The sequence below is a fragment of the Motilimonas sp. 1_MG-2023 genome (assembly GCF_030547455.1).
Taxonomy (GTDB): Bacteria; Pseudomonadota; Gammaproteobacteria; order Enterobacterales; family CBDFNC01; genus Motilimonas.
Genome location: NZ_JAUOPX010000025.1, coordinates 19906 through 42737, shown reverse-complemented (window position 1 = coordinate 42737; position 22832 = coordinate 19906). Strand labels below are relative to the sequence as shown.

Sequence of the window (22832 nt, the reverse complement as noted above, 5' to 3'; positions counted from 1 at the left end):
TAAATATATTTAGTGCCTACTTAAGCACAAATGTCGTGATAAAGTTGATCAGCCAAAGCTTGGAGTGTTTCAGCATTAGGATGGGTATGAGCAAAGGTGCGTAGGCCATAAATACCCATTGCTAAATAACGCGCTAAGTGCTCACAATCTCGCCCTGATGTTAGCTCACCCTGCGATTTAGCCCTTTCAAATACTTGAGTTAACGCTTGTTGCCATGCAGCTAGGTTATTCGCAATAATTTGCTGCACCTCAGCATCTTGCTCTGCCATTTCGTTTAACGCTTTGGTTAATAGGCACGCTTGACTACTATCGCAACTGAGGCATTGTTGCACCAGATCGTCGATATAGGCTTTTAATTGCATTAAAGCGGGTCGCTCATCAGCAAAAAAAGCGGCAAATTCAATACTGCGATCCAGTCGATATTGCTCTAATGCCGCCAACAACAAACCCCGTTTATTCTCAAAGGCACAATAAATCGATCCTGGATGTAAACCCGTCGCCGCTTTAAGATCTTGCATGCTGGTTTTACCGTATCCCTTGTCCATAAAGGCGGTCATGGCGCAGCGCAGCACTTTTTCTCGGTCAAATTCGGCGTTTCTCATTAACATACTCGGGCAATATCGGATATGGCCATTGTACTTAATTTTGAATGCTTGTTCAAAATAATACTTGAACAAGCATTCAAATAAGAATATCTTGAACGAACATTCAAAATACAACAGTAACCACCGAGGCCATATGACGGACAATCTTTTTCAACCTTTCGCCCTTAATGAAACGATTACCCTAAACAACCGCATTCTCATGGCGCCGCTCACTCGCTGTATGGCAGATGACGATTTAGTGCCGACTCAAGCCATGGCTGAGTATTACGGTCGCCGCGCCGAGGCGGGTTTAATCATTTCAGAAGCGGTCATTATTCGCCCTGATGGCCAGGGCTATCCCAATACACCGGGCTTATTTACTGCAGCACAAGTAGAAGGCTGGAAAAAAGTGACTCAAGCCGTGCATGACAACGGTGGTAAAATTTTTGCGCAGCTATGGCACACTGGCCGTGTAGCACACCCACACTTTTTTAGCGCCGCAACCGGTAGCAAGGCCGTGATGGCACCTTCAGCAATCGCAGTTGAAGGCACTGTGCCGCGTATGCGTGAATTAGAGTATCAAACACCTACCCCTGCAACTCATGAAGATATTGAGCAATTAGTAGAAGACTATGCTCAAGCTGCCGCTAATGCGATGATTGCTGGATTTGACGGCGTGGAAATCCATGGTGCAAATGGCTACTTAATCGATCAATTCTTACATTACGGCAGCAACCAACGCAGCGACGAATTTGGTGAAACACCAGAAAACATGGCGCGTTTTCCACTCGCCGTGGTGGATGCCGTGATTGCCGAAATTGGCCAAGATCGCACAGCCATTCGCTTATCGCCCGGGGCCTATTTTAATATGCCTGCCGATCCTCGCGATCGTGCCGTGTTTGATTACCTACTGGCGCAATTAGAAAACCGAAACTTAGCCTTTGTTCATGTTGGTATTTTTGATGACGCATTAGAGTTTGATTATTTAGGTGGCCGCGCATCCAGTTACATTCGCGCCAATTACAGTAAGACATTAGTGGGTGTGGGCAGCCTCACCGCCGAGATGGGCAGTGCCGCCATCGCCGAGAATCAGTATGATTTATTAGCGATTGGCCGTCCGTTTATCGCCAACCCCGACTACGTAGCCCGCGTCCGTGAAGGCAAAGAGTTGGTTGAATACTCTGAAGAAATGTTGATGAGTTTGGTGTAATGATCATTTAATAAAAGCGCTCCTAAGATGGTAAAAAATTAGGAGCGCCAGTAATGCGCTCGATGAAAGAGTCGCAGGTCGGGATATTTAGAGGCACTAAAAGACAAACTTTTGTCGCGTCTTTTACCTATTAACCGATGCCCTCGACCTTTTATGGTTAATCATCTAGCTCTGGAGCGGCTAGATTTGCACTCATAAATTTAATGTTGTCGTAAATTGTCACACTTAACTTATCTAAATGACCACCTTCAAATTCATTAAAACTGGTTTGCATGCCAAGGCCTTTTAATAACTCACTTACTTGATAAGTTGCGGGAGTTAACATTTCTTGATTACCAATTTCCGTTCGAACCGCAATATGACCAAAATCTTCCACACTCGGTTGCTGAGCGCTAATTTGTGACGGTAAATCTAATGCTGCACAAGCATTTAAGTCTTGTAAGCCGAGCTCTTTTTTAACATAGCTAGGTGGGTTATTTAGATCAGGAGAAGAAAGTTGCATTAATGAAAAAGTGACATAGGTGTCGTAACTTAATTCACTCGGATTACCATTCCAGTTTTGTAGGGTATCCATTTGCAACGAATAAAAATAGCCGCATAAACTAGGTGAAAAATCATTAACAAGAAAAGATGGACTCATTGCAGCAAGCGCTGAGAATTCTTCCGGCTCAGCCAACACAGTAGAGATGGCACCATAACCACCCATAGAATGGCCTAAAATGCCTCGCCCTTCGGCATCATCAATAGTGCGAAAACGCTCATCAATGGTCGGAATTAAGTCATCCAACAAGTACTCTTGCCAGTTACCTGTCACCGCTGAATTTTGATACCAACTGCCCAAAGTGTAATTGTAAGTATCAGGCACCACTAGAATCATTTCGTTAATGTCGCCCGAAGCAATCAGCTCATCCATCACTTTATCTAAGTTAGGATCATTTTCACCATTTGCGAAAAGGCCTTGTGCAGTACCACCTAAACCATGCAGTACATAAACAACGGGGTAGTTTTTTTCATCATTTTCGTAATAACTGGGAGGAAGATAGACGAACACCTCTCGACTAGCGTAATCACCAACGACATTGTTTTCTAGTGACTCGCCATACACTTGAATGCGTTCAACCAAACCATTGGTATGGGAATATTCTGTATTATTCCACGCCATGGCAGTACTTGAGGCAACAATAGATAACGCGCATAAAGATAGTGACAAACTTTTCATGATCATTCCTTGACTAAAATATGATTTTAAACCTTATCTTATTTACGAGTGATGAAATAATTCTTCGCGCCATATATGTGATATACATATAAAATTAAATTATTGATATAAAAGACAAGTATATTCATCAACAGGCTTGATATAAATGTAACTTGTTCATGTTAAGTGCTGCACTAACAAGGGCCAAACCGAGTAAACTATTCATAAAAAATGTTGATGTGTTTGGTTTAAGCCTAGATTTAGGTGCTGTTCCTTGTCTGTTGAACGGGTTGATTCGTGTTTTTTGTGGGACCTGAGCTTGCTCAGGGGATGTGTGATGTTCGCAGAGCAAGCTCATCTCCACAGATACATACAACCTCTCGTAGGCGCCCCAGTGATGGGGCGAAAATACGATAAAGAACTAAGCCACACCATGCCCTTTTGTTGCAGCCCAAATGCGATACCATTGTTCACGCGTCATGGTTAGCTCAAGAGCATTGAGCGCGGTTTGCACTCGCGCAATTTTGCCGCTGCCAATAATTGGTACAGGGTTGGCGGGTAGCTTCATCACCCAAGCATACGCTACTTCATCAATGCAGCTTGCGCCAATTTCATCCGCCACTTGCTGTAAGGTGTGTTGCACGCGTTTGGCCTGAGCTGACTCACCATTAAACAACTGCCCGCCTGCTAAGCAAGACCATGCCATTGGTCGCACCTTTAGTTGCTGCATTTGTGCCAAGGTGCCATCTTCGGTGGCTTGCATATTGATTGGGTTGATTTCAATTTGGTTGGTCACTAGCGGCACATCTAAGCGCGATTGTAACAAGTTAAATTCAGCCACACTGAAGTTAGACACGCCAAAATGCTCAACCTTTCCCGCTGCTTTTAACTGCGCGAAAGCTTCTGCCATTTCATCCACTTGCATTAATAAATCAGGGCGATGAATTAACAGCACATCCAGTTTTTCAACTTGCAAATTGGTTAACGAACGCTCCACCGAGGTAATAATCTCGGCCTGACCGCTGTCGTAATGAGCCACTTGTTCGCCTTGGCCAGGAATGATGCCGCACTTAGAAATCACTTGTAGCTGCGCGCGTAAACTTGGCTCCAGTGCTAACGCCTCACCAAACAGAGCTTCACTTTGATACACCGGCGCGTGATCGACACTGGTTACGCCTAGCTCAACGTGTTGCTTAATAAACGTCAGGCGTTGCTGCGGCGTCATGTTCCAATGGGCCATGCGCCAATAGCCTTGCACTAACGGGGAAAATAGCGATGAAGGTAATGCATTCATAATAAAGCTCCTAGCCAAGTAGAAAATATCATTTACTGATCCCATCCTATGCCGCCAACAGGTCAGATTAAAGGCCAAAACAAAAACTAACTGTTCGATATAACGAACAATAGGATGCATTTTTGCTGATGATTAACCACAATGAGTCGTATTGTGAGATATAGAGAGATTAGCGCCATGCAAAAAGCCCATAAACGTTTTGAACGTTACCACTTATTTAGTGAAGTGGCGGAAACTTTAAACTTTGCCAAAGCCGCTGAAAATCTCGGTATCTCGCGCAGCTATTTATCCACGCAAATTAGCACCTTAGAAAAAGAGCTGGCAGTAAGCTTACTGATCCGCACCACCCGCCATGTCAAACTCACCGCCGCGGGGCATCAAGTGCTGCAAAAAATGCGGCAAATAAACGCATCTGTTGCCAATTTAGAAAAAGGCTTAAACCAGGTCACCACTGATGTTACAGGGCAAATTAGTATTACCGCGCCAATGCTATTTAGCCAACGTTATTTACTGCCTTTATGTGCTCGCTTTCAGCAGCAATATCCAGGCATCACCTTTGACCTAAACATTGGCTATCAAAATGAAAATCTTGCCAGCAGCCGGTTTGATTTTGCCATTCGTGCCACCAACACGCCGCCAGAAAATATGGTGGCGAAAAAGCTATTGAGTTATCAACATATTTGCTGCGCATCGCCGGAATACTTAGCAAAAAATGGCCGCCCAGTCACACCGTTAGATTTGACCCATCATAGCTGCTTGTCCGACCCCAACTTAACACTCTGGCACTTTGAGCAACAAAACGATCAATACGATGTCGACACCCACGGCACGCTGCAAATCAACGACAACATGCTACTGATTCAAGCCGCCTTGCAAGGCCAAGGCATTATCAAGCTACCTGATTTTTTACTTAATCCACTGATTAGCCAAGATCAATTAATCCAAGTGTTGCCGGAGTTCACTACTTTAAGTCGTGATATCTATTTACTGTTTCCGCATCAAGCTAACCGCTCGGCCAAACTACGGGCGTTTATTGAACACGTCAGCCAGTTTTGGCAAGGCGGTCAAGAGTAGATTTACTCAGCATTAAAACGCTTAACCAAATTCACGGTTTTAGTCAGCTCTTGCTCCATTTCACGGTGCGCATGATGAGCATTAGTCGCCACTTGTTGGCCTGATTGCGCCTGTAAAACTAACTCTTCTAAACGCTGATGTAGCTCTGCACTTGCTTGATTTTGATTAAGAGCGAGTGATTTTATTTCTTGGTTGATGCCCATCACGTCAACTATTTCAACAAATATTTGACCAAATTGACTGCTCACTTGCTCAATCGCCGCCACATTAGTGTGTAAAGTAGTTTGGCTAGCATTCATACTATCCACAGCATGTTGTGCCCCTTGCTGTAGCGTGGAAATCATCGTGTTAATTTTTTCTGTCGATTGACTGGTTTTACCCGCTAAAGAGCGCACTTCATCAGCAACCACGGCAAAACCTCGGCCTTGCTCACCCGCACGAGCGGCCTCAATGGCAGCATTAAGGGCCAATAAATTTGTTTGGTCGGCAATACTTTTAATGACATCCAGTACGCCAGTGATGGATTGCGTGTTCTCTGATAGGCTTTTTATCGATGCTGCCGTTAGGGTCATTTCTTGTTCAAATGCTTTAATCCCAGATAATGACTCTTCAATTGTACCGTTAGTTCGAGTTGCATCTTGATTGACATTTTCAACCTTAGAATTGGAGGTGGCCGATGAGCTAATGATGCTCTCACTCATTTGGTTGACTTGATCGATTTGCTGCTGGGCAAGGTGTACATCGTCAGCTTGCTTACTAATCAATTCAATCAATTGCTGAGAGTACTGATGGCTATTATCTTTCAAATCCGTTAACCGCGACGTTTGCTCACTAAGATGGGTAAAGGACTGAGACAACGCTTCAAGTAATTGGTTAAAATACTGCGCAATATTTTTTAGTTCAGGCGCACCTTTCTCTTCAATTCGGGCACTTAAATTAGCGTCGCCTTGGCTAAGTCGCCTAATACTTAAGGCAAAATGCTGTAATGGTTTACTCAGCAACCAGTGGATAGAGAAGTAAACCACGCAAGTGACCAACAGCATCTGACCAATAAAAAAACCAATTAATGTACGGCTATTAGCATTAATTTCGTCGGCAATCACTTGATAATTATAGGCCACGGCTAGATGACCAACGACATCGTCTTTTTTGCCATATTTAATCTCTTGCCAGACTTCTAAATAGTCCGTGTTATCAACCGTTTGATACTGACTATTTCGATTAGCGTTGAGCTCTATTTTACCTGTGTATTGCGAGAGATCATCAGCGCTGTAAATCAATTTCCCATTACTATCGAGCACTTGTAAAAACAGTATGCTATTCGGGTTTTGCTGATTCACAACTTGAATATCCTCAGCAATGTTTTCGACCTTATTGAAACGTGCCGCCCCTGCAATTTTTAATGAGATTGCAGAGCTCATTAATAAACTTTGCTGCTGAAACTGATGCTTTGCTAACGTCTGCACATGGTAACGGTTTAGCGCAAATGACAAAGCAGAACCAACCACAAGCAAGACAATAATGATGCAAGACAACGTAACCTTGATTGACCAATTTTGCATGAAATTATTCTCCAAAAAACCAGACTCAAAAGCGAAAGAAGCAAGCGTAAAAAATAGACTATGCTGTAACTGTAGTTGACATATAAATCATTATAAAGTGAGGTAAAGATGAAAAAACTTGTTTTATGCGCGCTTCTATTAGCAGCTAGCAGCGTTCAAGCCAATGATTTTGCGCCAAAAATGAAAGAACATTTTGCAACTAAAGTAAGCACTTGGCTAAGTGACCCTATAGTTATCAAAGCGATTAAAGCACAAAATCAACAAAACGCTTCGCTAACTGACAGCGACATAAATAAACTCGATCAGCAATGGCGCACAGGTGTCGATGGCGGAGATACCACCTTAATAGATAAAACACTTAATAATGAGCTTTCAACTTACTTAAAGCAGGTTGAAACAGGCGCTGCAGGCCTTTACACAGAAATATTCATTATGGATAACAAAGGCCTTAATGTTGGTCAAAGCTCCATGACCAGTGACTACTGGCAAGGGGATGAAGATAAATTTAAACAGACTTACTCCATGGGGGCGGGTGCTATTTTTGTTGATGAAGTAGAAGAAGATGAATCTACCCAAATGTTTCAGTCACAAATGAGCGCCACCATAGTCGATGAGAATGGTGCTCCAATTGGCGCAATCACCATCGGCATTAACGTAGACGAATTGTAATCTGGTTAAGCGAACTCAACGATGCTGAGTTCGCTTAAATTCACCACCTAATCAATCCAACCGCTTTGAAAAACGTAAACTCGCCACCAACAAACCGATAGCAGTAAATCCTAGTAGCCACAGTGCATCTAGGCTTAGATCCATCACCTCTGCATCACGCAGCACAATGGCGCGGGACATTCGCATAAAATGAGTAGCGGGCAGCGCTTCGGCAATCCATTGCGCTGCCACAGGCATCGCCTCGTAAGGGAACATAAAGCCCGACAGCAAAATGGAAGGTAACAAAATAAAAATAGTCAGTTGCATCGACTGCAGCTGAGTTTTCGCGATGGTCGAGATCACTAAACCTAAGGTCAAACTGGCACAAATAAACAACAGTGATGCTAGCGCCATTGAGTCGATACCACCACGAAATGGCACGTCAAATAGCAAATGTCCTGCGCCTAGCACTATGGTCACTTGTATTAGTCCCACCAACACATAAGGCATTATTTTACCGACCATTAATTCCATTGGCCGTACTGGTGTGGTGATTAAAAACTCCATATTGCCTTGCTCACGCTCGCGCACAATCGCCGCCGAGGTAAACATCACCATGGTCATGGTTAAAATAACCCCCAGCAAACCAGGCACGATGTTTACTACCGAACGCTGCTCGGGATTGAAATATTGCACCACTTCAAAACTGGGCACCGTATCAATGGGCGGTAAATCCATCACATCATAGAGCGGCATTTGTCTAAGTGTTTTGATGGTTGCCGCCACCACAGTATCCGAGCCATCCACCAGCCATTGACCGACAGGTTGCGCCAAATATTGTCCGCCACTAGCCGAGGGATGACGCACTAAGCGCTCAGCTAAATCGGGCGGTAAATACAACACCGACTTTACCTCACCTTTGGTAATCGCCGCCTCAGCCTCTTTAAGGCTGGCGTAGTTAAATTTAAAATCAACCACTTGGCTGGCCTGCATGGCCGCCACAATCCGCGGTGCATAGGCACTGCCACTTAAATTCACTACCCCCGCAGGAAGGTGACGTGCATCGGTATTGATGGCATAGCCAAATAACATCAGCTGCACCAGCGGGATCATCACTATCATGCCAAAGGTCATGCGGTCGCGAGAAAGCTGGCGCAACTCTTTTACTACAACGGCCCAGATCCTAAGCCACATGCCGATCCCCTCCCGTACAAGTGACAAATACATCCTCTAAGCTAGGCTGCACCAAGAACAGATCTCGCTCGCCTACTTGCAGTTTTAACCAAGCGAGGGGGTCAGCAATTTTTCGCGCCACCAGCACCCGCAACCGACTGCCAATTTGCGCGGCAGAAAGTACTTCAGGGAGTTTAACTAAGGCTTGTTTTAGCGAGCGCAGATCTTCTCCAGCTACTTCAACCACTTGTGCATTCATTGCATCCATCAATTGTTGCGGCGAGCCGTCGGCACGTTTAATACCGCGCTCTAAAATTGCCAAACCATGGCAACGTTCGGCTTCATCCATATAATGGGTTGAGACTAAAATGGTGGTGCCTTGATCGCATAAATCAAATAATCGTTCCCAAAATTCGCGGCGATTTTCGGGATCAACCGCCGAAGTGGGCTCGTCTAAAAATAGCAGTTCAGGGCGGTGTAATGTCGCGGCCGCTAAGGCTAAGCGCTGCTTTTGCCCTCCGCTCATTGAGCCAGCCAATTGTTTTTCACGCCCTGCTAATTCATACAAGTTTAACAACTCAGCTAAACGGCTGCGGCGTTCGCTGCGCTTTAAGCCATAAATTCGCGCAACAAATTCCAGATTTTCCAACACCGATAAGTTGTCGTATAAGGAGAATTTTTGCGTCATATAACCAATGCGGCGGCGTATTCTTTCCTCGGCACCAAATAAGTTTTCACCGAGAACTTTAATCTCACCAGCACTGGGCGTTAATAATCCAGTCAGCATCCTAATAGAGGTAGATTTGCCGCAGCCATTCGGCCCTAAAAAGCCGTAAATACTGCCCGTAGCGATGGCTAAATCGACTTGGTCGACCGCTGTCACACCGGAAAACTCACGGCTCATGCCATGAGTTTCAATGGCCAAGTCAGCACTCATGGCAATAGCTCCACTTCAAGGGCCATGCCCGTGGGCAATTGTTGACCAGCGGCGTCTAAATCAATATCGGTTAGGTACATTAAGCGCGCTCGATCGCGCTCGTTTAATGCATAGAATGGCGTGTAAGCAGGCTCACTGCGCACCTTGCGCACAGTGCCGGTTAAACTTTGCTCACGGCTATCCACTAAAATATTAACCTGCGCCCCCACTGATACCCGATCGAGCCAAGTGGCAGGAATATAAGCCCTTACATAAGGTCGTTCAGTAGCAAGTAGCCCCACCAGCTGTGACCCCTTGGCCACACGGTCGCCTACTTGCCACGGCATAACATCCACAATGCCAGCCTGTGCAGTAATTAAGGTTAAATCTGCCAAGTTTTTTTGCGCAATGGCCACGCCTGCTTGGGCACCATTGACCATGGCACGAGCTTGATCTATTTGCTCACTGCGCGTACCGTTTTGTAACTCGTTCAAACTTTGTTGGGCTTGGGCTTGCTTAGCATCTGCCGTGTCTAAGTTAGCTTTGGCTTGGTCTAAATCTGCTTTGGTCAACACCCGGGTTTTATACAAGCGCTGAGTACGTACATAGTCTTGCTGCGCTTCGGTAACATTGGCTTTCGCTTCCGCTACGCTGGCTTTAGCACGGGCAATTTCTTCGCCTCTCGCGCCAGCTACCAGCTCTGCTAACTTGGCTTGGATTTGCGCCAGCTCGGCTTGTTTTTGTGCCAGTTGTGCTTGGGCAACCGTATCATCCAAACGCAGTAAGGCGTCACCCGCACTCACTTGCTGCCCTTCTTCAACCAAAATTTGCTTGATCACTTCATTAACAGGCGCGGTTAATGTCATCCGATCCCGCTCAACCTGACCAAAAGCCCTTGGCTCTGGCTCGGTGCATCCCGTGATGATCATTAACACAGCAAGTAAAGTTAAGTACTTCATTATGCGTCCTCCGAGTCAGACGACTTCAGCAAGCCATGCTGTAATACACTGATATTATGCGCCACTAATTGCGCTAACTCATTAGGCTGACCACTAAAACCAAATTGTTGCATCAATACTGGTGGGGCAATTAATGGAAAGACCATTAAGCTAACTAAGCTTAAACGCGCTAATTCGGGGTTCACTTCATCACGTAAGCTGCCAGAGTTAATCAACGCACGAGCCAACCATTGGCGAGATAGCTCCATTACATCAGCAAAAACATTTAATAAAATCCGCTGCGGCTCGCTGTGCTCTGGCTCTTGTAAAACTCGCACTATTAATCGCGGCAAAGCAGGGTTAGGAGCCATGGCCTGGTAGTAAGTTTGCATTAAGCTGGCAAGATCGCTGGGCGCAGCCGAGGCCGACATGTCACGTAGATTGGCTAAAACCGATGCCAACGTTTCACGCACCATGCTTTCAAACAAGCCGGTTTTAGAGCCAAAGTAATAACGGATCATTGCAGCATCCACTTCAGCTTGTCGCGCTAATTCTCGCGTTGAAACCGTCGCAAAGCTGCGACTACCGAATAGCTGCAACGCCGCGCGAATTAACCTACTTCGCGCATCAGAATCCCCTTTCGGTCGCCCCGCAACCCGCTCACTCAGCGTTGCCATACTCGCTCCTCAACAATAATTCACCTACTGATGAATATTAGTGAAGAACAAGGTTAAAGGGCAGTGTTTAAATTCCTCAATGTGGCCTAAGTTGAGGAATTAGTTTGCTTAATCGCGGGGGGGAATAATCTATTTGCCAACAATTTTGCCAGCCAGCGGGCAATAAATATTAAAGGAATAAACGCAATCATAACAATCACACCTTGCCCCATTTGATGGTTTATTTCGTAACTCACAGGCGTTAATTGCTGGTCTTTACTGACCCGATAAATAGAGGTTGAGCTGTAACTGTTAACATAATTAAAGCGGATCAGCTGGCTATCCCGATCCGACTGCAACACACGGATGTGGTGAATATCGCCGACATTTAACGCTACTTCTTCTTGGTCAAGCCAAAACTGATAATCAGACGGGTTAGCCAAGGCATGCGCTAGCTTTATTTTTTGGTATCCTTTGCTTGTTCTCGCCAATACAAAAAAGTTAGGCGCTTTTTCCGCAAAATTAGCTTCCACCTGCGGCGGCGCAGTAAACGTAAAGATTGCCATCAAGCCCGCCGCTATCAACGCCAAGGTCACCATAACATTAAACAGCAGCCTCATTACTTAACCCAGCGCCACATAATGCGGCTGCTGCGCAATGCGCTGACACCAAGCTTGAATATGCGGATAGCGGTTTAAATCAAAACCACCTTGCCCGGCCACATGGGTGTAAGCATATAGTGCAATGTCTGCAATAGTTAAACTGTCACCCACTAAGAAAGGGGTTTTCGTGAGCTGTTGTTCCATGATCGATAAAGCTTTATTACCACCGGATTGTAGCGATTCATACTCAGCTAGGCGCGCCGCTGGCATGCCTAAATAATGCTGAATAAAACGGGCTACTGCGACAAAAGGCTCATGGCTGTATTGCTCAAAGAACAACCATTCATACACTTTAGCTTGTTGGAATTTATCACTTGGCATTAGCGCCGTATCGGCAGCAAAGTAACCCAAAATCGCATTCGATTCGGCTAACAAACGGCCATCATCTAGCTCCACTAACGGAATTTTGCCATTGGCATTTTTAGCCAAAAATTCAGGTGTTTTGGTATCACCCGCTAAAATATCTACCGCCTGCCACTGATGCTCAATTTGCAGCAGCGCCATCAACAGTTTTACCTTGTAGCAGTTACCTGATTGCACATCGCCGTATACGCGCATGTTGATATTCCCTTAATCATGTTGTTATCTAAAGCACTCTAACCTAAGGTTTTATTTATTACCAGAAGCAAGAAAAGGGCTGGAAACCAAGTTATGAGGTATTAGTTATGCGTCATCCTTCAACTGCGCCAACTCTCGGGACGTAAGTATCGATGGCACCACTCGCGGCGAGCCTGATGCATTAAACAGCGGCGAATTTTTGTAGCGGCCACTGATGCGCATCGTGACAAGAAGCCAGATAAAACGTGTTATAACGCCTATAAGACCACGCTGCTTGGGCTTTATCTCACCCAGAGCGGCATCTGTATTTAAGATCGCAATATTTGTTCCGAAGTCTTTATCCATCTGGGCATGATCGAGAGAGGAATGAATTAATCCAATAAATGAAATTTTTGGGTTGGCCATCGTGTTGCCGATAGGAGTGTTACAGCACGACGCATACCAACGAACCATGCCCTTCTCACTCAGGCGTACAGCAGAAAGTCGATCTTCTCCATGCAAAAAGCGAAGACGCGGTTGCGCAACTTGCACAATCTCAGTCCCGCCTTGCGGGTCTAATACCTCAGCCGCTTTGCCAAGAAACTTTGCGAACGTTTGGCAATCGGTACAGTGGCAGATGAGTCGATTGTGGACTCCACTGCCTTCTAGTTGGCCGCGGACGCTACCGCACTGGCATTGAATTGAATGCATCTTGGTTACCACTCCCAGTGTTATTCAAGTTAGTTTATCCAATGACGCTTTCAATAAACTATTGTCATAATCCAATAACATCACGATAGCGTTATTAGCGCCTAAATCAGGTGCGCCGCAAACCTAATCTATACCTATCTACTATAAGATTTTATAAATTATTGTCCGCGTAATGAACAATTGCATCGCCCAAATAATCAACCATGTCTGGATGATACGAATTGTGAAATTTTTTCATGTCTTCATTTTCTTTATAAAATATCCCCATACCTATGTATGCTTCTTTAGAAGGGGTATAAAATCTACATGCTATTTCATAATGCTCTTTCATTAGTGCCTGAACATTTACGTTATCAACAGCTGCTTCATCTGCGTATTTTGCTAATTTTTTATACAGAACATCCCAATCTTGGTGGACAAGCTCCCTATTCACATGCACCCAGTTATTGGTAGTTGACAAGCTATGAGCTTGCTCTGCATCTAGCGCTTTCTTACATTCAGTTAAATAATCATTACTCAATTTATTCATTTGTATTCCATTAAGTTACATTTTTTCGTGCCAAACTTGCCAAATCACATAGGTGAACCTAGCGCTCACTTATTTTTAACATTTTATTGATGCACCAAACCATAGCCGAGTTCCTATTTGGATTCAATCGCTTAGTCTTTTTCTACTGGATGAGGATTATGCTGATTTAGCAGTTTGTTGGGGATTTAGTGCTACTTTTTGGAGGAGAGCCTTTGACCATCGGGCTCACCCTTTTAACGTATCGGCTTTTGCAGCTTTTTTATATCTTGAACAAGGCGCTTACAGTGAAAAAAGGCGTAGCTGGTACTAGTGCAATGAGATAGCCAAACATGAAATGACCCTAGTTTAGGGTCACCGTTGATTATTTGTTTAGCTAGGTCACTATAACCGAAGGTCGTTTATACACAATCTAACCACTGCAAATATGGCCTAAACAGCACCTTAGCGTTAGGATTTAGTGTTTTGTTTCTGCTGGCGCAATGTGGTTACTGAGTCATAACCAACTCCCCAGTTATCGGTATTCACTTCTTCGATTAGCACAAAGGTAGTGGCGGGATCTTTATTTAACACCTTTACCAGCAGCTCGGTGGTACCCGCAATTAGCTGCTGCTTTTGCGCCGTACTCACACCTTCGTTGGTAATCTTGATATTCACATATGGCATAACCTTTCCTTATTGTTTTAATTGTAAAAATGGGTTGTTGGCATACTGTTTGGAAACAATAGTCCACTGCCCTTGCTCATGTAAAAAACCTAAAAAATCTATGTATTGTTCACCGAGCAATGGGCAGCTTAACTTAGCGAATGCCTGCTCACCGCAAAGCTCAATTGACAAGATTTGATAGCGATATGGATGACCAAGGGCCTGCGGCACTGGACGATTAGCGACCAACTCGAGCCACTGCGCCTTAGTGCGGCGGATCCCAGGGGCATACAGGCTGACGTTGTCATCAAACAAGCTGTCTAACAACTTGGTATCGGCGCTATGTAACCCTTTAAAATAACTACCAATCATAGATTCAATAATGGCTAGATCCGACGCAGCTTCAGCCATGATTAAGCCACCTGTTGCTCAGCGGCAACTGCAGCAACATAGCTGTCACGTTGACGAATTTGCTGCAGCAAGGCTTGAGTTTTTGGCCCTAGTTGAATATCAACATTAAAATATTGGCCCCAAGTTTCGTACACACTCAATAGTATGTCCGCAGGCGTCAGGCGCTCACCAGCAAGATAAGGCTGCTGTTGCAAAATGTGCTCAATATGAACCCATAGCTTATTAATCCCCACCGCTGCGGCCTGTAGTGCAGTGGTTTGTGCCTCGCCCTCAGGTAGTGCCGATGCAATAAAAAACAACTTGCTATAAGCAGGATGTACTGTTGCGTTGGCAAATAATAGCTGCTGAATGGCTGCTTCTTTTTCAACTGCACTTTGTGGTAACAAGTCATTCGGATGATTTTGCAGCAAATGTAAAATAATCGCCGCACCCTCGGTGATCACCTGGTCGCGATGGCCTAGAGCAGGCACCGCGCCAACGGGGTTAATAGCCTGAAAACCCTCTACATTGTTGCGATTAACCAAGGTGAAAGGCAGATTTAGTTCGCGTAAAATAACTTGAGTAGCCAACGAACAAGCGCCAGGTGAGAAATATAGTGTGTACATGTTTAACCTCTGTTTGTGGTGTGGTTGATTTGAGTACACTATAAACCCCGCTATTGAACTGATATATAGTCACAATTAGCAAAGTCTTTTTCCCTTATGGAAACAATAACAATGGACAAGTTAAAAGCAATGCAGCTTTATGTTCGCGTGGTTGAGCTAGGTAGCTTTTCCCGCGTGGCCGAGCAGCTTGGTACAAGTAAATCAATGATAAGCAAACAAATCAGCCAGTTAGAAGACAATTTAGGGGTTCGTTTATTACAAAGATCAACCCGTCGCCTGCAAATGACGGAGTTGGGAGAAGACTATCTAGTCAGCTGCCGCGAAATTTTAAAACGCCTTGAAGACACCGAAGTACAGCTACAAGCGTCACAGCACTCGGCGAAGGGACGATTGCGTATTAACGTGCCGATGGCGCTAGGCTCAACCGTGCTCGCCCCCGCACTGGCGGCATTTATGAAACAATATCCACAAATTGAGCTAGACGTTGAGCTGAGCGATATGGCACAAGATTTACTTGAGCATAACTTTGACCTTGGCCTTAGGGTCGCTAGTCGTGAGTTTGACTCAGCCTATGTCGGCAAAAAAATCACCAAGTTTAGCTATAGTATTTGTGCCTCACCTGAATATTTAGCCACTCACCCTACCATCCAAACACCGCAAGATTTACAGCAACATCACTGTTTTGAATACAGTTATTTTCGTCATAAAAACCTTTGGCCAGTTGGCGTAGACCCCGTGCCCATAGCGGGTCCGCTCAAAGCCAATAGCTCAGTGTTCTTACTGGAAATGATCAAGCAAGGGCTAGGAATAGGCTATATTCCTCGGTTTATCTGTCACCACGCCCTACAAGCAGGAGAAGTGGTAGAAATACTAGGCGATGCAACTAAACCCATTATGACCTTATTTGCCCTCTACCCTGTGCGTCAGTACACACCGCCTAAGGTTAAGTATTTCATTGAGTTTTTAGAGAGTTGGTTTGAAGGGCATCCGTATCAGGATGAGGACATTTGAGCGGCAGGTAAATAATGACAGTTCCGTTTTACACTCCCTAGCTTTGGTAGCTGCTTCAAACTTGTGTTTGGGGCAAAATATACTCAAACATAGCCACACTACTTTCATCAGGCATTTGTTCAACAAAACCTAACTTCTTAAGGAGCTTAGCGGATGCAATATTGGTTTGGTCAACGCCCGCTACTAGCTTTTGCCAAGGTTGTGTATTGCCAACATCAGCCATGAACCCATACAACAGCTCAGTTGCTAACCCCTTACCCCAATAAGCTTGCGCCAATAAATAACCGATATGGGCAAAGTTTCCCTGTGTGACATAAACAAATAAGAAGCCAATAACATCATTACTGGTGGATTTTACTAGCAGCAAACGGCTTTGCGATAACATACTATCCAACCAAACTTCGGCCGCAGCGGGTGTATTCACATCATGAAAATCAGCCGGTAACGCAGCAACCACCGCAGGCGTCAGGATCGTTGGTACGCAAGCAAGTAATTGCGAGCGATCCGACAAGGAAATGCCGACTTCCACTTCAACCACGCTTAGCCTGGGAGTCACAAAGGATATGGTCATGTTTTGCTCAATCTAACGATCATTTAATGATAGCCCGTTTTCTCATCGCTACCCCATTCCTAGGTCATCGACAAAACGAGATTTCAGATTTATTTCATTGCAAGGGATGTCAAAATCACGATTTAGGAAACACTTTATTGTCTCATACACCTCTTCAAACTCTACTTCATTGCCATTTTGCATCTCGCAGGCATTTGCAACGTAGACAACAAAATCACCGACAACACCTAACGTTTCCATATCTTCGCCCGGCAGAGTGATTGAATAATGTTTCTCAATCGAAATTATAAATTCGACAGCATCTAAACCCATTGTAATTACTCATTCAAAATGACCGCCCCATCTATTGATTTGACTAACGTTTGAGCCACGATGCTGGATACCACTTGCACCATGCCAAAAGCTTATATTGCTCGTTAGTGATTCCGATTCTCTTCTTAAGGATAAATCGATACCCATAAAATACTGCTACGAAATTACAGACACACATAGGCAAAATACAGGTAATAGCAATAAGCCCAACAGTACTTCTTGAATAATTTTCCTCTATAGATTCAAAGAAAGGTATAAAGAAAAACATTACTCCAACAGATGGCATCAACGCAGAAAACGCTACAAATCGTGTTAACAATCGATACCTAAACTTTAATCGCTTAAATAAATCATAACTATGAATTCTATTCATTAACAATCACATACTTTTAAACTCGCACGCTACATACGAGGTAGCTACCTAAAAAGGCTATTTCTGCCGCGCTTACCAAACCATCATCAATCGGCTGCATTATCTTTGCTCTCTGATACCCATGCCCATCAGTTTGCTACTTTCGGCAAAGCCATGACGTTGATAGAGGCCATGGGCGTCATCGGTGGCTAACATCAGTAGCTTACCTTGCCAACGCGGATCGCTGACCACGGTTTCGACTAACCATTTACCCAGCCCTTGGCCGCGATATTCAGGGTCAATGATGACATCGGCTAAGTACGCAAACGACACATAATCGGTGACAATTCGGGCAAAACCGATTTGATATTGCTGATCATAAAGGGAAAAACATTGCGAGTGTTGTACTGACGTGGCGATGTCTTCTAAGCTTCGCTGCGCCGCCCAATAGGATAAACCGAGTAAGGCTTTTACTCTCGCTAAATCAACCTTATCCACTTGATTGTAAATATTAAAACGTCCGTTTACTGCAATCATTACCTTAATCCCTTGGGTTAATCTGCGATTACCATCTTAGCTTCGGTCACAACATCATTCACCACAGTGATCGCACATTCGTAGCGAAAATAATGCGCCCGATGATTCAATATGCCCACCCTGTCGTATTTGTCACGCATATCCAAAATAAAAAACGAATGCCCTTCGGCCAGCGTTATCACATCACTAACAGGCTTATTTAACTCAACTTCCGAGCAAAACTGTTGCAAGGGCGTGCGATAATGATGATTAAGCCCGAAAGCCAAGCTGGCGAAAAGCACTATCACCAAGGCTATAGCTAGTAACGCTTTAGCTAGTTGAGTTATCAGCTTAATCAGAAATAATTTGAGCTTAAACAAAATATTCCTGATTTCATTTTTTAAAAGGCGCTTTGATCAGCTCATACACACCAATCATTGACTGGGTTAAAGCGCCATAGCTATCCAGCGCTTCTAATTGTGGCTGGGCAGCTAGTGTCAAGGCTTCTTCAGCAGTGGCAGCTTGAATATAATGATTATTCGCTACCTCAAAGCCTTGCTCAAGTAGCTGCGATTTTTCATCCGCAAAGGTCGCTGAATCGACATCCAGATAAGTTAATGAGCCGCTGTCATGGCGCTTAAAAAATTGGAAAGAAGGCATAAATAGTCCTTTATCAGCCCCAATTGGCGTCAAGGTAAGTTCAAATAATCATAAAAATAAAACATAAGGATGCAATAATCCACACCTAATGATGCGTTAAAGTATGTTATAAAAATCCACCAAATAATTCCCCTTACCCGAACCGAGCCGTTATGACCCGAAAACTATTGTTATCCCTGTTGCTGTGCGCCAATAGCGCGCATGCCGTTGTTGAGCCTTTATTTGATACACCAGCAGACATGGAGCCAACGTGGATTGACAATACATTATCGGTATTTGGTGCTGACGGAGGGTTTGACGACAGTAAAACCATCGATATGAGTTATTTGCCCACCGCTTATTACACGCCAGAGAAAAAATTTGGTGTCGGATTATTGGTGGTTGGTTTGTATAAAACTGGCGATGCGACCAAGCAAGAGCAGCCTTCTTCTTTAGTCATTAACTCTTTTGCTTCTGCTAATAAATCTTACGGCGTTGAAGTAGAAAGCATGACCTTTTTAAACCAAGGCAGGCAGCGGCTGTTGCTGGAATTAGAGCTGCATAATGAAGCCGCCGTCTATTATGGACGCGGCATCCTTAATGGCGATATTGATACCAACAAGCATGAGTTTGATGAACAGCTATTGCGCTTTAAGCCAGGTTGGATGACTGAGTTTGCTGATAATTACTTTCTCGGTGTTGGGGCTGACTTGCTTTACGCCAGCGCAGACAAGTTAGAGTTTGTCGAAACAGGCACTAAGGTAGATGCCGATGGCGTATTACCTAGCAATGTTAGTGCGGGCGCGGTGCTCAGCAGTATTTACGATTCAAGAGATTACCGCTTAAACGCCAGCAAAGGTTGGCTATTTCAGATTGACGCTGGGCTTTATCACAATGATGCATATGCTTCGTTTTCAACTTATGACGTTGAATTAGCGAACTATATTGACCTGCCATCAGCACCGGGCTTGATCGCTTGGCAACTACAAGGGCATTTTACCGATGGCGATGTGCCATGGAATTTATTGCCGGATTTAGGCGGTTCAAATGCCATGCGTGGCTATATCAAGGGGCGCTATCGTGATGAACAAATGATGATGGGACAGGTTGAATACCGCTTACCCATTTACCAACGCTTTGGCATGGTATTTTGGGGCGCGGCGGGCAGTGTTGCCTCTCACGTTAGCAAACTCAATGATGACGTACTCACCTCCTATGGCACTGGCTTGCGTTTTAATCTTAAAGACCAGATCAATTTACGCTTTGACGTAGGTGTTGGCAAAAATGACACTAACTTCTATCTCAATGTTAATGAAGTATTTTAAAAACTGTACCGAGATGCGCTGGATGCATCACGCCATGTTATTGCTAGCGTGCCTAATGGCGAGCTATCCCGTGTCAGCCAGTAATAATTCCAAACAATGCAGTCGCGCAGCTAGCTATTCTGTTTACCTTGGCGATTTACATACTGGAACCATGACCAGAACGGAAGCTTGGCAGGGTCAGTCAGCGGTGATAACCTCAAACAGTCACGCCGCTATTTTAGGGATTGCCACTCAGTATCAACAGCGCGCCGAACTGACTTGGTCTAACACTGAACAAGCATGGCTCACCACGCAATTTCAGCAACAGGTGTCGGGGTTTAGATCCCGTGACATGCATGCCTCGTTTAGCAATAACGGCTTCGATTCTCAAGTTAAACTGGATGGCAAAACAACAAGCTACCACTCAACGCATATTCCACTGCGCGATGTTGACACCTTAGCCATTCAAATCCGCGAGCTCGTGCTACAGGGGCAACAGCAGTTTAGCTTAATTCGCCAAGCTTCCGATGGTATCGAGCCTTATCAATACCAAGTTAAGGCCCCTATCACCACTCAGCTTGCGCCTTGGGGTGAGTTACAACTTATTCCGGTAGAGCAAACAGGTGCTGAAGACATAACTTACTATTTTGCGCCGAGCCTTGATCATCAACTTGCTCAAGCTCGTTACCACGGCTTTATTTTACAAGGCTTGATCCAACTGGAGAGTTATCACAGTACCTGCAAGCCCGTGAGCACCTTTTTGGGTTAACGAAAAAAGCACCAAGCTGAACCTGATGCTTTTACACTTGGATAAAAGATACTCTTCCTTAGGACTCGGACTAAAGACCAAAACCACCATCAATGTCGATATACGCATTGCGTAAGCCAATACTCGCATCGGAAATTAAATAGTTAATAGCAGGCACTAAATCCTCTGGCGTTAACACTCTGCCCACGGGCGTGCTACTCAACGATTCAAAAAATCCACTAATAGCGTCTTGATCCATGCCTGCTTTAGCTTGGATTTCCGTTGCCGTTACGCCTGGGCGAATCGAATTAATACGAATACCACGTTCAGCAAGCTCTAAATTAAGAACCCTTGCCAAGCCTTCAAAGGCGGCTTTGCTAGCACTATAAACGCCCGCAGTAGCAAAGGCTTTAAGCACCGCCACACTGGAAATAAAGACCACGCTAGATGGGTTATTCAAACAAGGTAACAACGCCTGCAAGGTTAACGTTGGGCCATTAAAGTTAACCGCCATGGTGGTGTTTAAGTTATCTAAGCTCATTTGCTCAAAGGCCACCGGATAGAAAACGCCGGCGTTTAAAATTAGTCCATCAAGCTTGATGTTATCGCGCTGTAACTGAGTTGCCATTTGTTGGATTTGCGCAACATTAGCACTGTCGCACAATACGGGTATCACCCTCTCGCCCAACTTTCTGACGGCTTGATTTAAGCGTTCTTGATTGCGACCAGTGATCACTAATCGCGCACCTTGTTGCAGTAATGATTGCGCCGTTGCAAAGCCAATGCCTGCGGTTGCGCCAGTGATTAATATGGTTTTTCCTTGTAGTGTGGATGACATAACTGATCTCCTGAATATATGAGTTGACGAAGAACAGCATACCTTGGAGAATTATTTCCAATAAGACACGATATAAGAAACATATTGTTTCTATATGGGAACCAAAATGAATATTGATACCACGACTTTGCACTTGCAACTGCCTAATCTGTACCTATTTCGTCGTGTTACTCAATTAGGCAGTTTTCAAGCCACAGCTGACGCGCTGCAATTGCCGCGCTCCTCAGTCAGTAAGAAAATTGCCCAGCTTGAAAAGCAATTGGGTTTGAGGTTATTGCAACGCAGCACTCGGCAGTTAAACCTCACTGATGCCGGCAAAGAATTACTCGTCATCACTGATTCACTAACCGACCTACTTAACAATACCGCCAAGCTAACCGAACAAGCCCAAGCCAAACCCAGCGGGCGGGTTAAAATCAGCAGTTCCACTATTATCGGCCAACGTTACCTATTGCCTTTGTTGCCACATTTAAAGCAACTATTTCCCGACATAGTGGTAGAAATTAACCTTGATGATCGCGTCGTTGACCTGATTGAACTAGGCATAGACATCGCACTAAGGGTGGGTCAATTATCTGATTCGTCATTAGTTGCTCGTCATATTGGCACTAAATCATGGGCTTGCTTTGCTAGTCCTAACTACCTTAAACACGCGCCTAAGCTTGATAAGCCAGACGATCTGGCTGCTCACCAGTGCTTAATCTTCCGTCATCAAAAGCTGACAATGGATCACTGGCACTTTTGCAGCCCAAGTGGCGAAATACAAACCTTACGTATTACTCCATCCACCGCATCTGACGATGGCCGCACCTTAGTAGAACTCGCTTGTATGGACATGGGGATTATTCGAGTTGATCCCATATTAATTCAGCCCGAGCTAAAAAAAGGCCAGCTGGTTCCTGTACTAAGCCAATGGCATCACCCTGATGCGGCTCCTATTCATTTGGTTTGTTTAGAAAAAAATGCGCGCAGCCGGGCAGTCAACGAAGTTTGGCACTACCTCAGCGAGCATCTAGCTGAAGCATTAAAAGAGGCGAGTAAACCTTGCTGATTACTTAGGGTCTGTTGATCTTTCGTGATTGTTTTTGCAGCGAATTGTTGGGTATTTATACAAGGCAGCGCTTTTGTGGTGTAGCTAGCTACACGAAAAGGCGATAACGCAGTAGAAATACCCAACAAACGCTGTCCTAC

Annotated in this window: 28 protein-coding genes; 7 read left to right on the top strand and 21 right to left on the bottom strand. The window is 44.8% G+C overall.

Annotation, left to right across the window (positions count from 1 at the left end; genetic code table 11):
• Positions 1 to 20 precede the first annotated feature (20 nt).
• Positions 21 to 602, bottom strand: a complete 582-nt coding sequence (locus Q4519_RS13660) for a TetR/AcrR family transcriptional regulator (protein WP_232803291.1) — start codon at positions 600 to 602, stop codon at positions 21 to 23.
• Positions 603 to 738: 136 nt separating this feature from the next.
• On the opposite strand from Q4519_RS13660, the gene Q4519_RS13655 reads away from it, so the two are divergent.
• Entirely contained in the window at positions 739 to 1794 is a 1056-nt protein-coding gene (locus tag Q4519_RS13655) for an alkene reductase (protein WP_303513112.1), read from the top strand.
• Positions 1795 to 1951: 157 nt separating this feature from the next.
• Here the strand turns inward: Q4519_RS13655 and Q4519_RS13650 are convergent, their stop codons facing one another.
• Positions 1952 to 3013 carry an esterase family protein gene (locus Q4519_RS13650; protein WP_303513110.1) on the bottom strand — a complete coding sequence of 354 codons (1062 nt, stop codon included), beginning with the start codon at positions 3011 to 3013 and terminating at the stop codon, positions 1952 to 1954.
• Between the two features lie 400 nt (positions 3014 to 3413).
• Positions 3414 to 4286: an aldo/keto reductase family oxidoreductase gene (locus tag Q4519_RS13645; RefSeq protein WP_303513108.1), complete on the bottom strand. Its 873-nt coding sequence runs from the start codon at positions 4284 to 4286 to the stop codon at positions 3414 to 3416.
• 153 nt (positions 4287 to 4439) lie between these two features.
• Here Q4519_RS13645 and Q4519_RS13640 point away from each other — a divergent pair, with 153 nt between their 5' ends.
• Complete coding sequence (locus Q4519_RS13640) at positions 4440 to 5360, top strand: LysR family transcriptional regulator (RefSeq protein ID WP_232803294.1); 921 nt, start codon at positions 4440 to 4442, stop codon at positions 5358 to 5360.
• Positions 5361 to 5362: 2 nt separating this feature from the next.
• Here the strand turns inward: Q4519_RS13640 and Q4519_RS13635 are convergent, their stop codons facing one another.
• Positions 5363 to 6922, bottom strand: coding sequence for a methyl-accepting chemotaxis protein (locus Q4519_RS13635; protein WP_303513106.1), 1560 nt, complete (start codon positions 6920 to 6922; stop codon positions 5363 to 5365).
• 108 nt (positions 6923 to 7030) lie between these two features.
• Here Q4519_RS13635 and Q4519_RS13630 point away from each other — a divergent pair, with 108 nt between their 5' ends.
• Positions 7031 to 7591 (top strand): hypothetical protein, encoded by a 561-nt coding sequence (locus tag Q4519_RS13630; protein ID WP_303513104.1) that lies wholly within the window; start codon positions 7031 to 7033, stop codon positions 7589 to 7591.
• A 51-nt stretch (positions 7592 to 7642) separates the two neighbouring features.
• Here Q4519_RS13630 and Q4519_RS13625 read toward each other — a convergent pair whose 3' ends face one another.
• The 11 genes from Q4519_RS13625 to Q4519_RS13575 all read right to left on the bottom strand — a co-directional run bounded on the left by Q4519_RS13625 (position 7643) and on the right by Q4519_RS13575 (position 15350).
• Positions 7643 to 8764, bottom strand: coding sequence for an ABC transporter permease (locus Q4519_RS13625; RefSeq protein WP_303513101.1), 1122 nt, complete (start codon positions 8762 to 8764; stop codon positions 7643 to 7645).
• The gene (locus Q4519_RS13620) at positions 8754 to 9680 is read right to left on the bottom strand and encodes an ABC transporter ATP-binding protein (RefSeq protein ID WP_303513098.1); all 927 of its coding nucleotides are present in this window, start codon (positions 9678 to 9680) and stop codon (positions 8754 to 8756) included. The genes Q4519_RS13625 and Q4519_RS13620 overlap by 11 nt, the downstream gene beginning before the upstream one ends.
• Positions 9677 to 10618: an HlyD family secretion protein gene (locus Q4519_RS13615; RefSeq protein WP_232803299.1), complete on the bottom strand. Its 942-nt coding sequence runs from the start codon at positions 10616 to 10618 to the stop codon at positions 9677 to 9679. The genes Q4519_RS13620 and Q4519_RS13615 overlap by 4 nt, the downstream gene beginning before the upstream one ends.
• Positions 10618 to 11274 carry a TetR/AcrR family transcriptional regulator gene (locus Q4519_RS13610; RefSeq protein WP_303513093.1) on the bottom strand — a complete coding sequence of 219 codons (657 nt, stop codon included), beginning with the start codon at positions 11272 to 11274 and terminating at the stop codon, positions 10618 to 10620. The genes Q4519_RS13615 and Q4519_RS13610 overlap by 1 nt, the downstream gene beginning before the upstream one ends.
• An 86-nt stretch (positions 11275 to 11360) precedes the next feature.
• Entirely contained in the window at positions 11361 to 11873 is a 513-nt protein-coding gene (locus Q4519_RS13605; RefSeq protein ID WP_303513091.1) for a hypothetical protein, read from the bottom strand.
• Positions 11874 to 11876: 3 nt separating this feature from the next.
• A complete protein-coding gene (locus Q4519_RS13600; RefSeq protein WP_303513088.1) occupies positions 11877 to 12473 on the bottom strand; it encodes a glutathione S-transferase family protein in 597 nt (198 codons plus the stop codon).
• Between the two features lie 105 nt (positions 12474 to 12578).
• Positions 12579 to 13163 carry a DUF6151 family protein gene (locus tag Q4519_RS13595; protein ID WP_303513086.1) on the bottom strand — a complete coding sequence of 195 codons (585 nt, stop codon included), beginning with the start codon at positions 13161 to 13163 and terminating at the stop codon, positions 12579 to 12581.
• 151 nt (positions 13164 to 13314) lie between these two features.
• The gene (locus tag Q4519_RS13590) at positions 13315 to 13692 is read right to left on the bottom strand and encodes a TipAS antibiotic-recognition domain-containing protein (protein WP_303513085.1); all 378 of its coding nucleotides are present in this window, start codon (positions 13690 to 13692) and stop codon (positions 13315 to 13317) included.
• 447 nt (positions 13693 to 14139) lie between these two features.
• Complete coding sequence (locus Q4519_RS13585; protein ID WP_232803305.1) at positions 14140 to 14355, bottom strand: 2-hydroxymuconate tautomerase family protein; 216 nt, start codon at positions 14353 to 14355, stop codon at positions 14140 to 14142.
• Between the two features lie 9 nt (positions 14356 to 14364).
• Complete coding sequence (locus Q4519_RS13580; RefSeq protein WP_233054074.1) at positions 14365 to 14745, bottom strand: nuclear transport factor 2 family protein; 381 nt, start codon at positions 14743 to 14745, stop codon at positions 14365 to 14367.
• 2 nt (positions 14746 to 14747) lie between these two features.
• Positions 14748 to 15350, bottom strand: coding sequence for a glutathione S-transferase family protein (locus Q4519_RS13575; protein WP_303513081.1), 603 nt, complete (start codon positions 15348 to 15350; stop codon positions 14748 to 14750).
• Positions 15351 to 15461: 111 nt separating this feature from the next.
• Between Q4519_RS13575 and Q4519_RS13570 the strand changes: the two genes are divergently transcribed.
• Positions 15462 to 16361: a LysR family transcriptional regulator gene (locus Q4519_RS13570; protein ID WP_303513079.1), complete on the top strand. Its 900-nt coding sequence runs from the start codon at positions 15462 to 15464 to the stop codon at positions 16359 to 16361.
• Between the two features lie 55 nt (positions 16362 to 16416).
• On the opposite strand, the gene Q4519_RS13565 is transcribed toward Q4519_RS13570, so the two are convergent.
• From Q4519_RS13565 to Q4519_RS13545, 5 genes are all read right to left on the bottom strand, one after another.
• Positions 16417 to 16932: a GNAT family N-acetyltransferase gene (locus Q4519_RS13565; RefSeq protein WP_303513077.1), complete on the bottom strand. Its 516-nt coding sequence runs from the start codon at positions 16930 to 16932 to the stop codon at positions 16417 to 16419.
• 48 nt (positions 16933 to 16980) lie between these two features.
• Positions 16981 to 17244: a hypothetical protein gene (locus Q4519_RS13560; RefSeq protein ID WP_303513075.1), complete on the bottom strand. Its 264-nt coding sequence runs from the start codon at positions 17242 to 17244 to the stop codon at positions 16981 to 16983.
• Positions 17245 to 17716: 472 nt separating this feature from the next.
• Positions 17717 to 18133, bottom strand: a complete 417-nt coding sequence (locus tag Q4519_RS13555; RefSeq protein WP_303513073.1) for a GNAT family N-acetyltransferase — start codon at positions 18131 to 18133, stop codon at positions 17717 to 17719.
• 17 nt (positions 18134 to 18150) lie between these two features.
• The gene (locus tag Q4519_RS13550) at positions 18151 to 18492 is read right to left on the bottom strand and encodes a hypothetical protein (RefSeq protein ID WP_303513071.1); all 342 of its coding nucleotides are present in this window, start codon (positions 18490 to 18492) and stop codon (positions 18151 to 18153) included.
• 13 nt (positions 18493 to 18505) lie between these two features.
• The gene (locus Q4519_RS13545; protein ID WP_232803315.1) at positions 18506 to 18772 is read right to left on the bottom strand and encodes a hypothetical protein; all 267 of its coding nucleotides are present in this window, start codon (positions 18770 to 18772) and stop codon (positions 18506 to 18508) included.
• A 152-nt stretch (positions 18773 to 18924) separates the two neighbouring features.
• On the opposite strand from Q4519_RS13545, the gene Q4519_RS13540 reads away from it, so the two are divergent.
• Together Q4519_RS13540 and Q4519_RS13535 are read left to right on the top strand one after the other, a co-directional pair.
• Positions 18925 to 20076, top strand: a complete 1152-nt coding sequence (locus Q4519_RS13540) for a BamA/TamA family outer membrane protein (RefSeq protein ID WP_303513070.1) — start codon at positions 18925 to 18927, stop codon at positions 20074 to 20076.
• A 55-nt stretch (positions 20077 to 20131) separates the two neighbouring features.
• Positions 20132 to 20824: a hypothetical protein gene (locus tag Q4519_RS13535; RefSeq protein ID WP_303513149.1), complete on the top strand. Its 693-nt coding sequence runs from the start codon at positions 20132 to 20134 to the stop codon at positions 20822 to 20824.
• A 70-nt stretch (positions 20825 to 20894) separates the two neighbouring features.
• On the opposite strand, the gene Q4519_RS13530 is transcribed toward Q4519_RS13535, so the two are convergent.
• The gene (locus tag Q4519_RS13530) at positions 20895 to 21641 is read right to left on the bottom strand and encodes an SDR family NAD(P)-dependent oxidoreductase (protein ID WP_303513067.1); all 747 of its coding nucleotides are present in this window, start codon (positions 21639 to 21641) and stop codon (positions 20895 to 20897) included.
• 106 nt (positions 21642 to 21747) lie between these two features.
• On the opposite strand from Q4519_RS13530, the gene Q4519_RS13525 reads away from it, so the two are divergent.
• Entirely contained in the window at positions 21748 to 22692 is a 945-nt protein-coding gene (locus Q4519_RS13525) for a LysR family transcriptional regulator (protein WP_303513064.1), read from the top strand.
• Positions 22693 to 22832 lie beyond the last annotated feature (140 nt).

Excerpts from the sequence above, each read along its gene's own strand:
- Q4519_RS13615 (WP_232803299.1), bottom strand. The coding sequence starts at position 10,618 with ATGAAGTACTTAACTTTACTTGCTGTGTTAATGATCATCACGGGATGC.
- Q4519_RS13555 (WP_303513073.1), bottom strand. The coding sequence starts at position 18,133 with ATGATTGCAGTAAACGGACGTTTTAATATTTACAATCAAGTGGATAAG.
- Q4519_RS13620 (WP_303513098.1), bottom strand. The coding sequence starts at position 9,680 with ATGAGTGCTGACTTGGCCATTGAAACTCATGGCATGAGCCGTGAGTTT.
- Q4519_RS13595 (WP_303513086.1), bottom strand. The coding sequence starts at position 13,163 with ATGCATTCAATTCAATGCCAGTGCGGTAGCGTCCGCGGCCAACTAGAA.
- Q4519_RS13590 (WP_303513085.1), bottom strand. The coding sequence starts at position 13,692 with ATGAATAAATTGAGTAATGATTATTTAACTGAATGTAAGAAAGCGCTA.
- Q4519_RS13580 (WP_233054074.1), bottom strand. The coding sequence starts at position 14,745 with ATGGCTGAAGCTGCGTCGGATCTAGCCATTATTGAATCTATGATTGGT.
- Q4519_RS13545 (WP_232803315.1), bottom strand. The coding sequence starts at position 18,772 with ATGCCTTCTTTCCAATTTTTTAAGCGCCATGACAGCGGCTCATTAACT.
- Q4519_RS13600 (WP_303513088.1), bottom strand. The coding sequence starts at position 12,473 with ATGCGCGTATACGGCGATGTGCAATCAGGTAACTGCTACAAGGTAAAA.
- Q4519_RS13645 (WP_303513108.1), bottom strand. The coding sequence starts at position 4,286 with ATGAATGCATTACCTTCATCGCTATTTTCCCCGTTAGTGCAAGGCTAT.
- Q4519_RS13575 (WP_303513081.1), bottom strand. The coding sequence starts at position 15,350 with ATGTACACACTATATTTCTCACCTGGCGCTTGTTCGTTGGCTACTCAA.
- Q4519_RS13585 (WP_232803305.1), bottom strand. The coding sequence starts at position 14,355 with ATGCCATATGTGAATATCAAGATTACCAACGAAGGTGTGAGTACGGCG.
- Q4519_RS13655 (WP_303513112.1), top strand. The coding sequence starts at position 739 with ATGACGGACAATCTTTTTCAACCTTTCGCCCTTAATGAAACGATTACC.
- Q4519_RS13605 (WP_303513091.1), bottom strand. The coding sequence starts at position 11,873 with ATGAGGCTGCTGTTTAATGTTATGGTGACCTTGGCGTTGATAGCGGCG.
- Q4519_RS13540 (WP_303513070.1), top strand. The coding sequence starts at position 18,925 with ATGACCCGAAAACTATTGTTATCCCTGTTGCTGTGCGCCAATAGCGCG.
- Q4519_RS13570 (WP_303513079.1), top strand. The coding sequence starts at position 15,462 with ATGGACAAGTTAAAAGCAATGCAGCTTTATGTTCGCGTGGTTGAGCTA.
- Q4519_RS13660 (WP_232803291.1), bottom strand. The coding sequence starts at position 602 with ATGAGAAACGCCGAATTTGACCGAGAAAAAGTGCTGCGCTGCGCCATG.
- Q4519_RS13650 (WP_303513110.1), bottom strand. The coding sequence starts at position 3,013 with ATGAAAAGTTTGTCACTATCTTTATGCGCGTTATCTATTGTTGCCTCA.
- Q4519_RS13565 (WP_303513077.1), bottom strand. The coding sequence starts at position 16,932 with ATGACCATATCCTTTGTGACTCCCAGGCTAAGCGTGGTTGAAGTGGAA.
- Q4519_RS13535 (WP_303513149.1), top strand. The coding sequence starts at position 20,132 with ATGGCGAGCTATCCCGTGTCAGCCAGTAATAATTCCAAACAATGCAGT.
- Q4519_RS13625 (WP_303513101.1), bottom strand. The coding sequence starts at position 8,764 with ATGTGGCTTAGGATCTGGGCCGTTGTAGTAAAAGAGTTGCGCCAGCTT.
- Q4519_RS13525 (WP_303513064.1), top strand. The coding sequence starts at position 21,748 with ATGAATATTGATACCACGACTTTGCACTTGCAACTGCCTAATCTGTAC.
- Q4519_RS13635 (WP_303513106.1), bottom strand. The coding sequence starts at position 6,922 with ATGCAAAATTGGTCAATCAAGGTTACGTTGTCTTGCATCATTATTGTC.
- Q4519_RS13530 (WP_303513067.1), bottom strand. The coding sequence starts at position 21,641 with ATGTCATCCACACTACAAGGAAAAACCATATTAATCACTGGCGCAACC.
- Q4519_RS13610 (WP_303513093.1), bottom strand. The coding sequence starts at position 11,274 with ATGGCAACGCTGAGTGAGCGGGTTGCGGGGCGACCGAAAGGGGATTCT.
- Q4519_RS13630 (WP_303513104.1), top strand. The coding sequence starts at position 7,031 with ATGAAAAAACTTGTTTTATGCGCGCTTCTATTAGCAGCTAGCAGCGTT.
- Q4519_RS13560 (WP_303513075.1), bottom strand. The coding sequence starts at position 17,244 with ATGGGTTTAGATGCTGTCGAATTTATAATTTCGATTGAGAAACATTAT.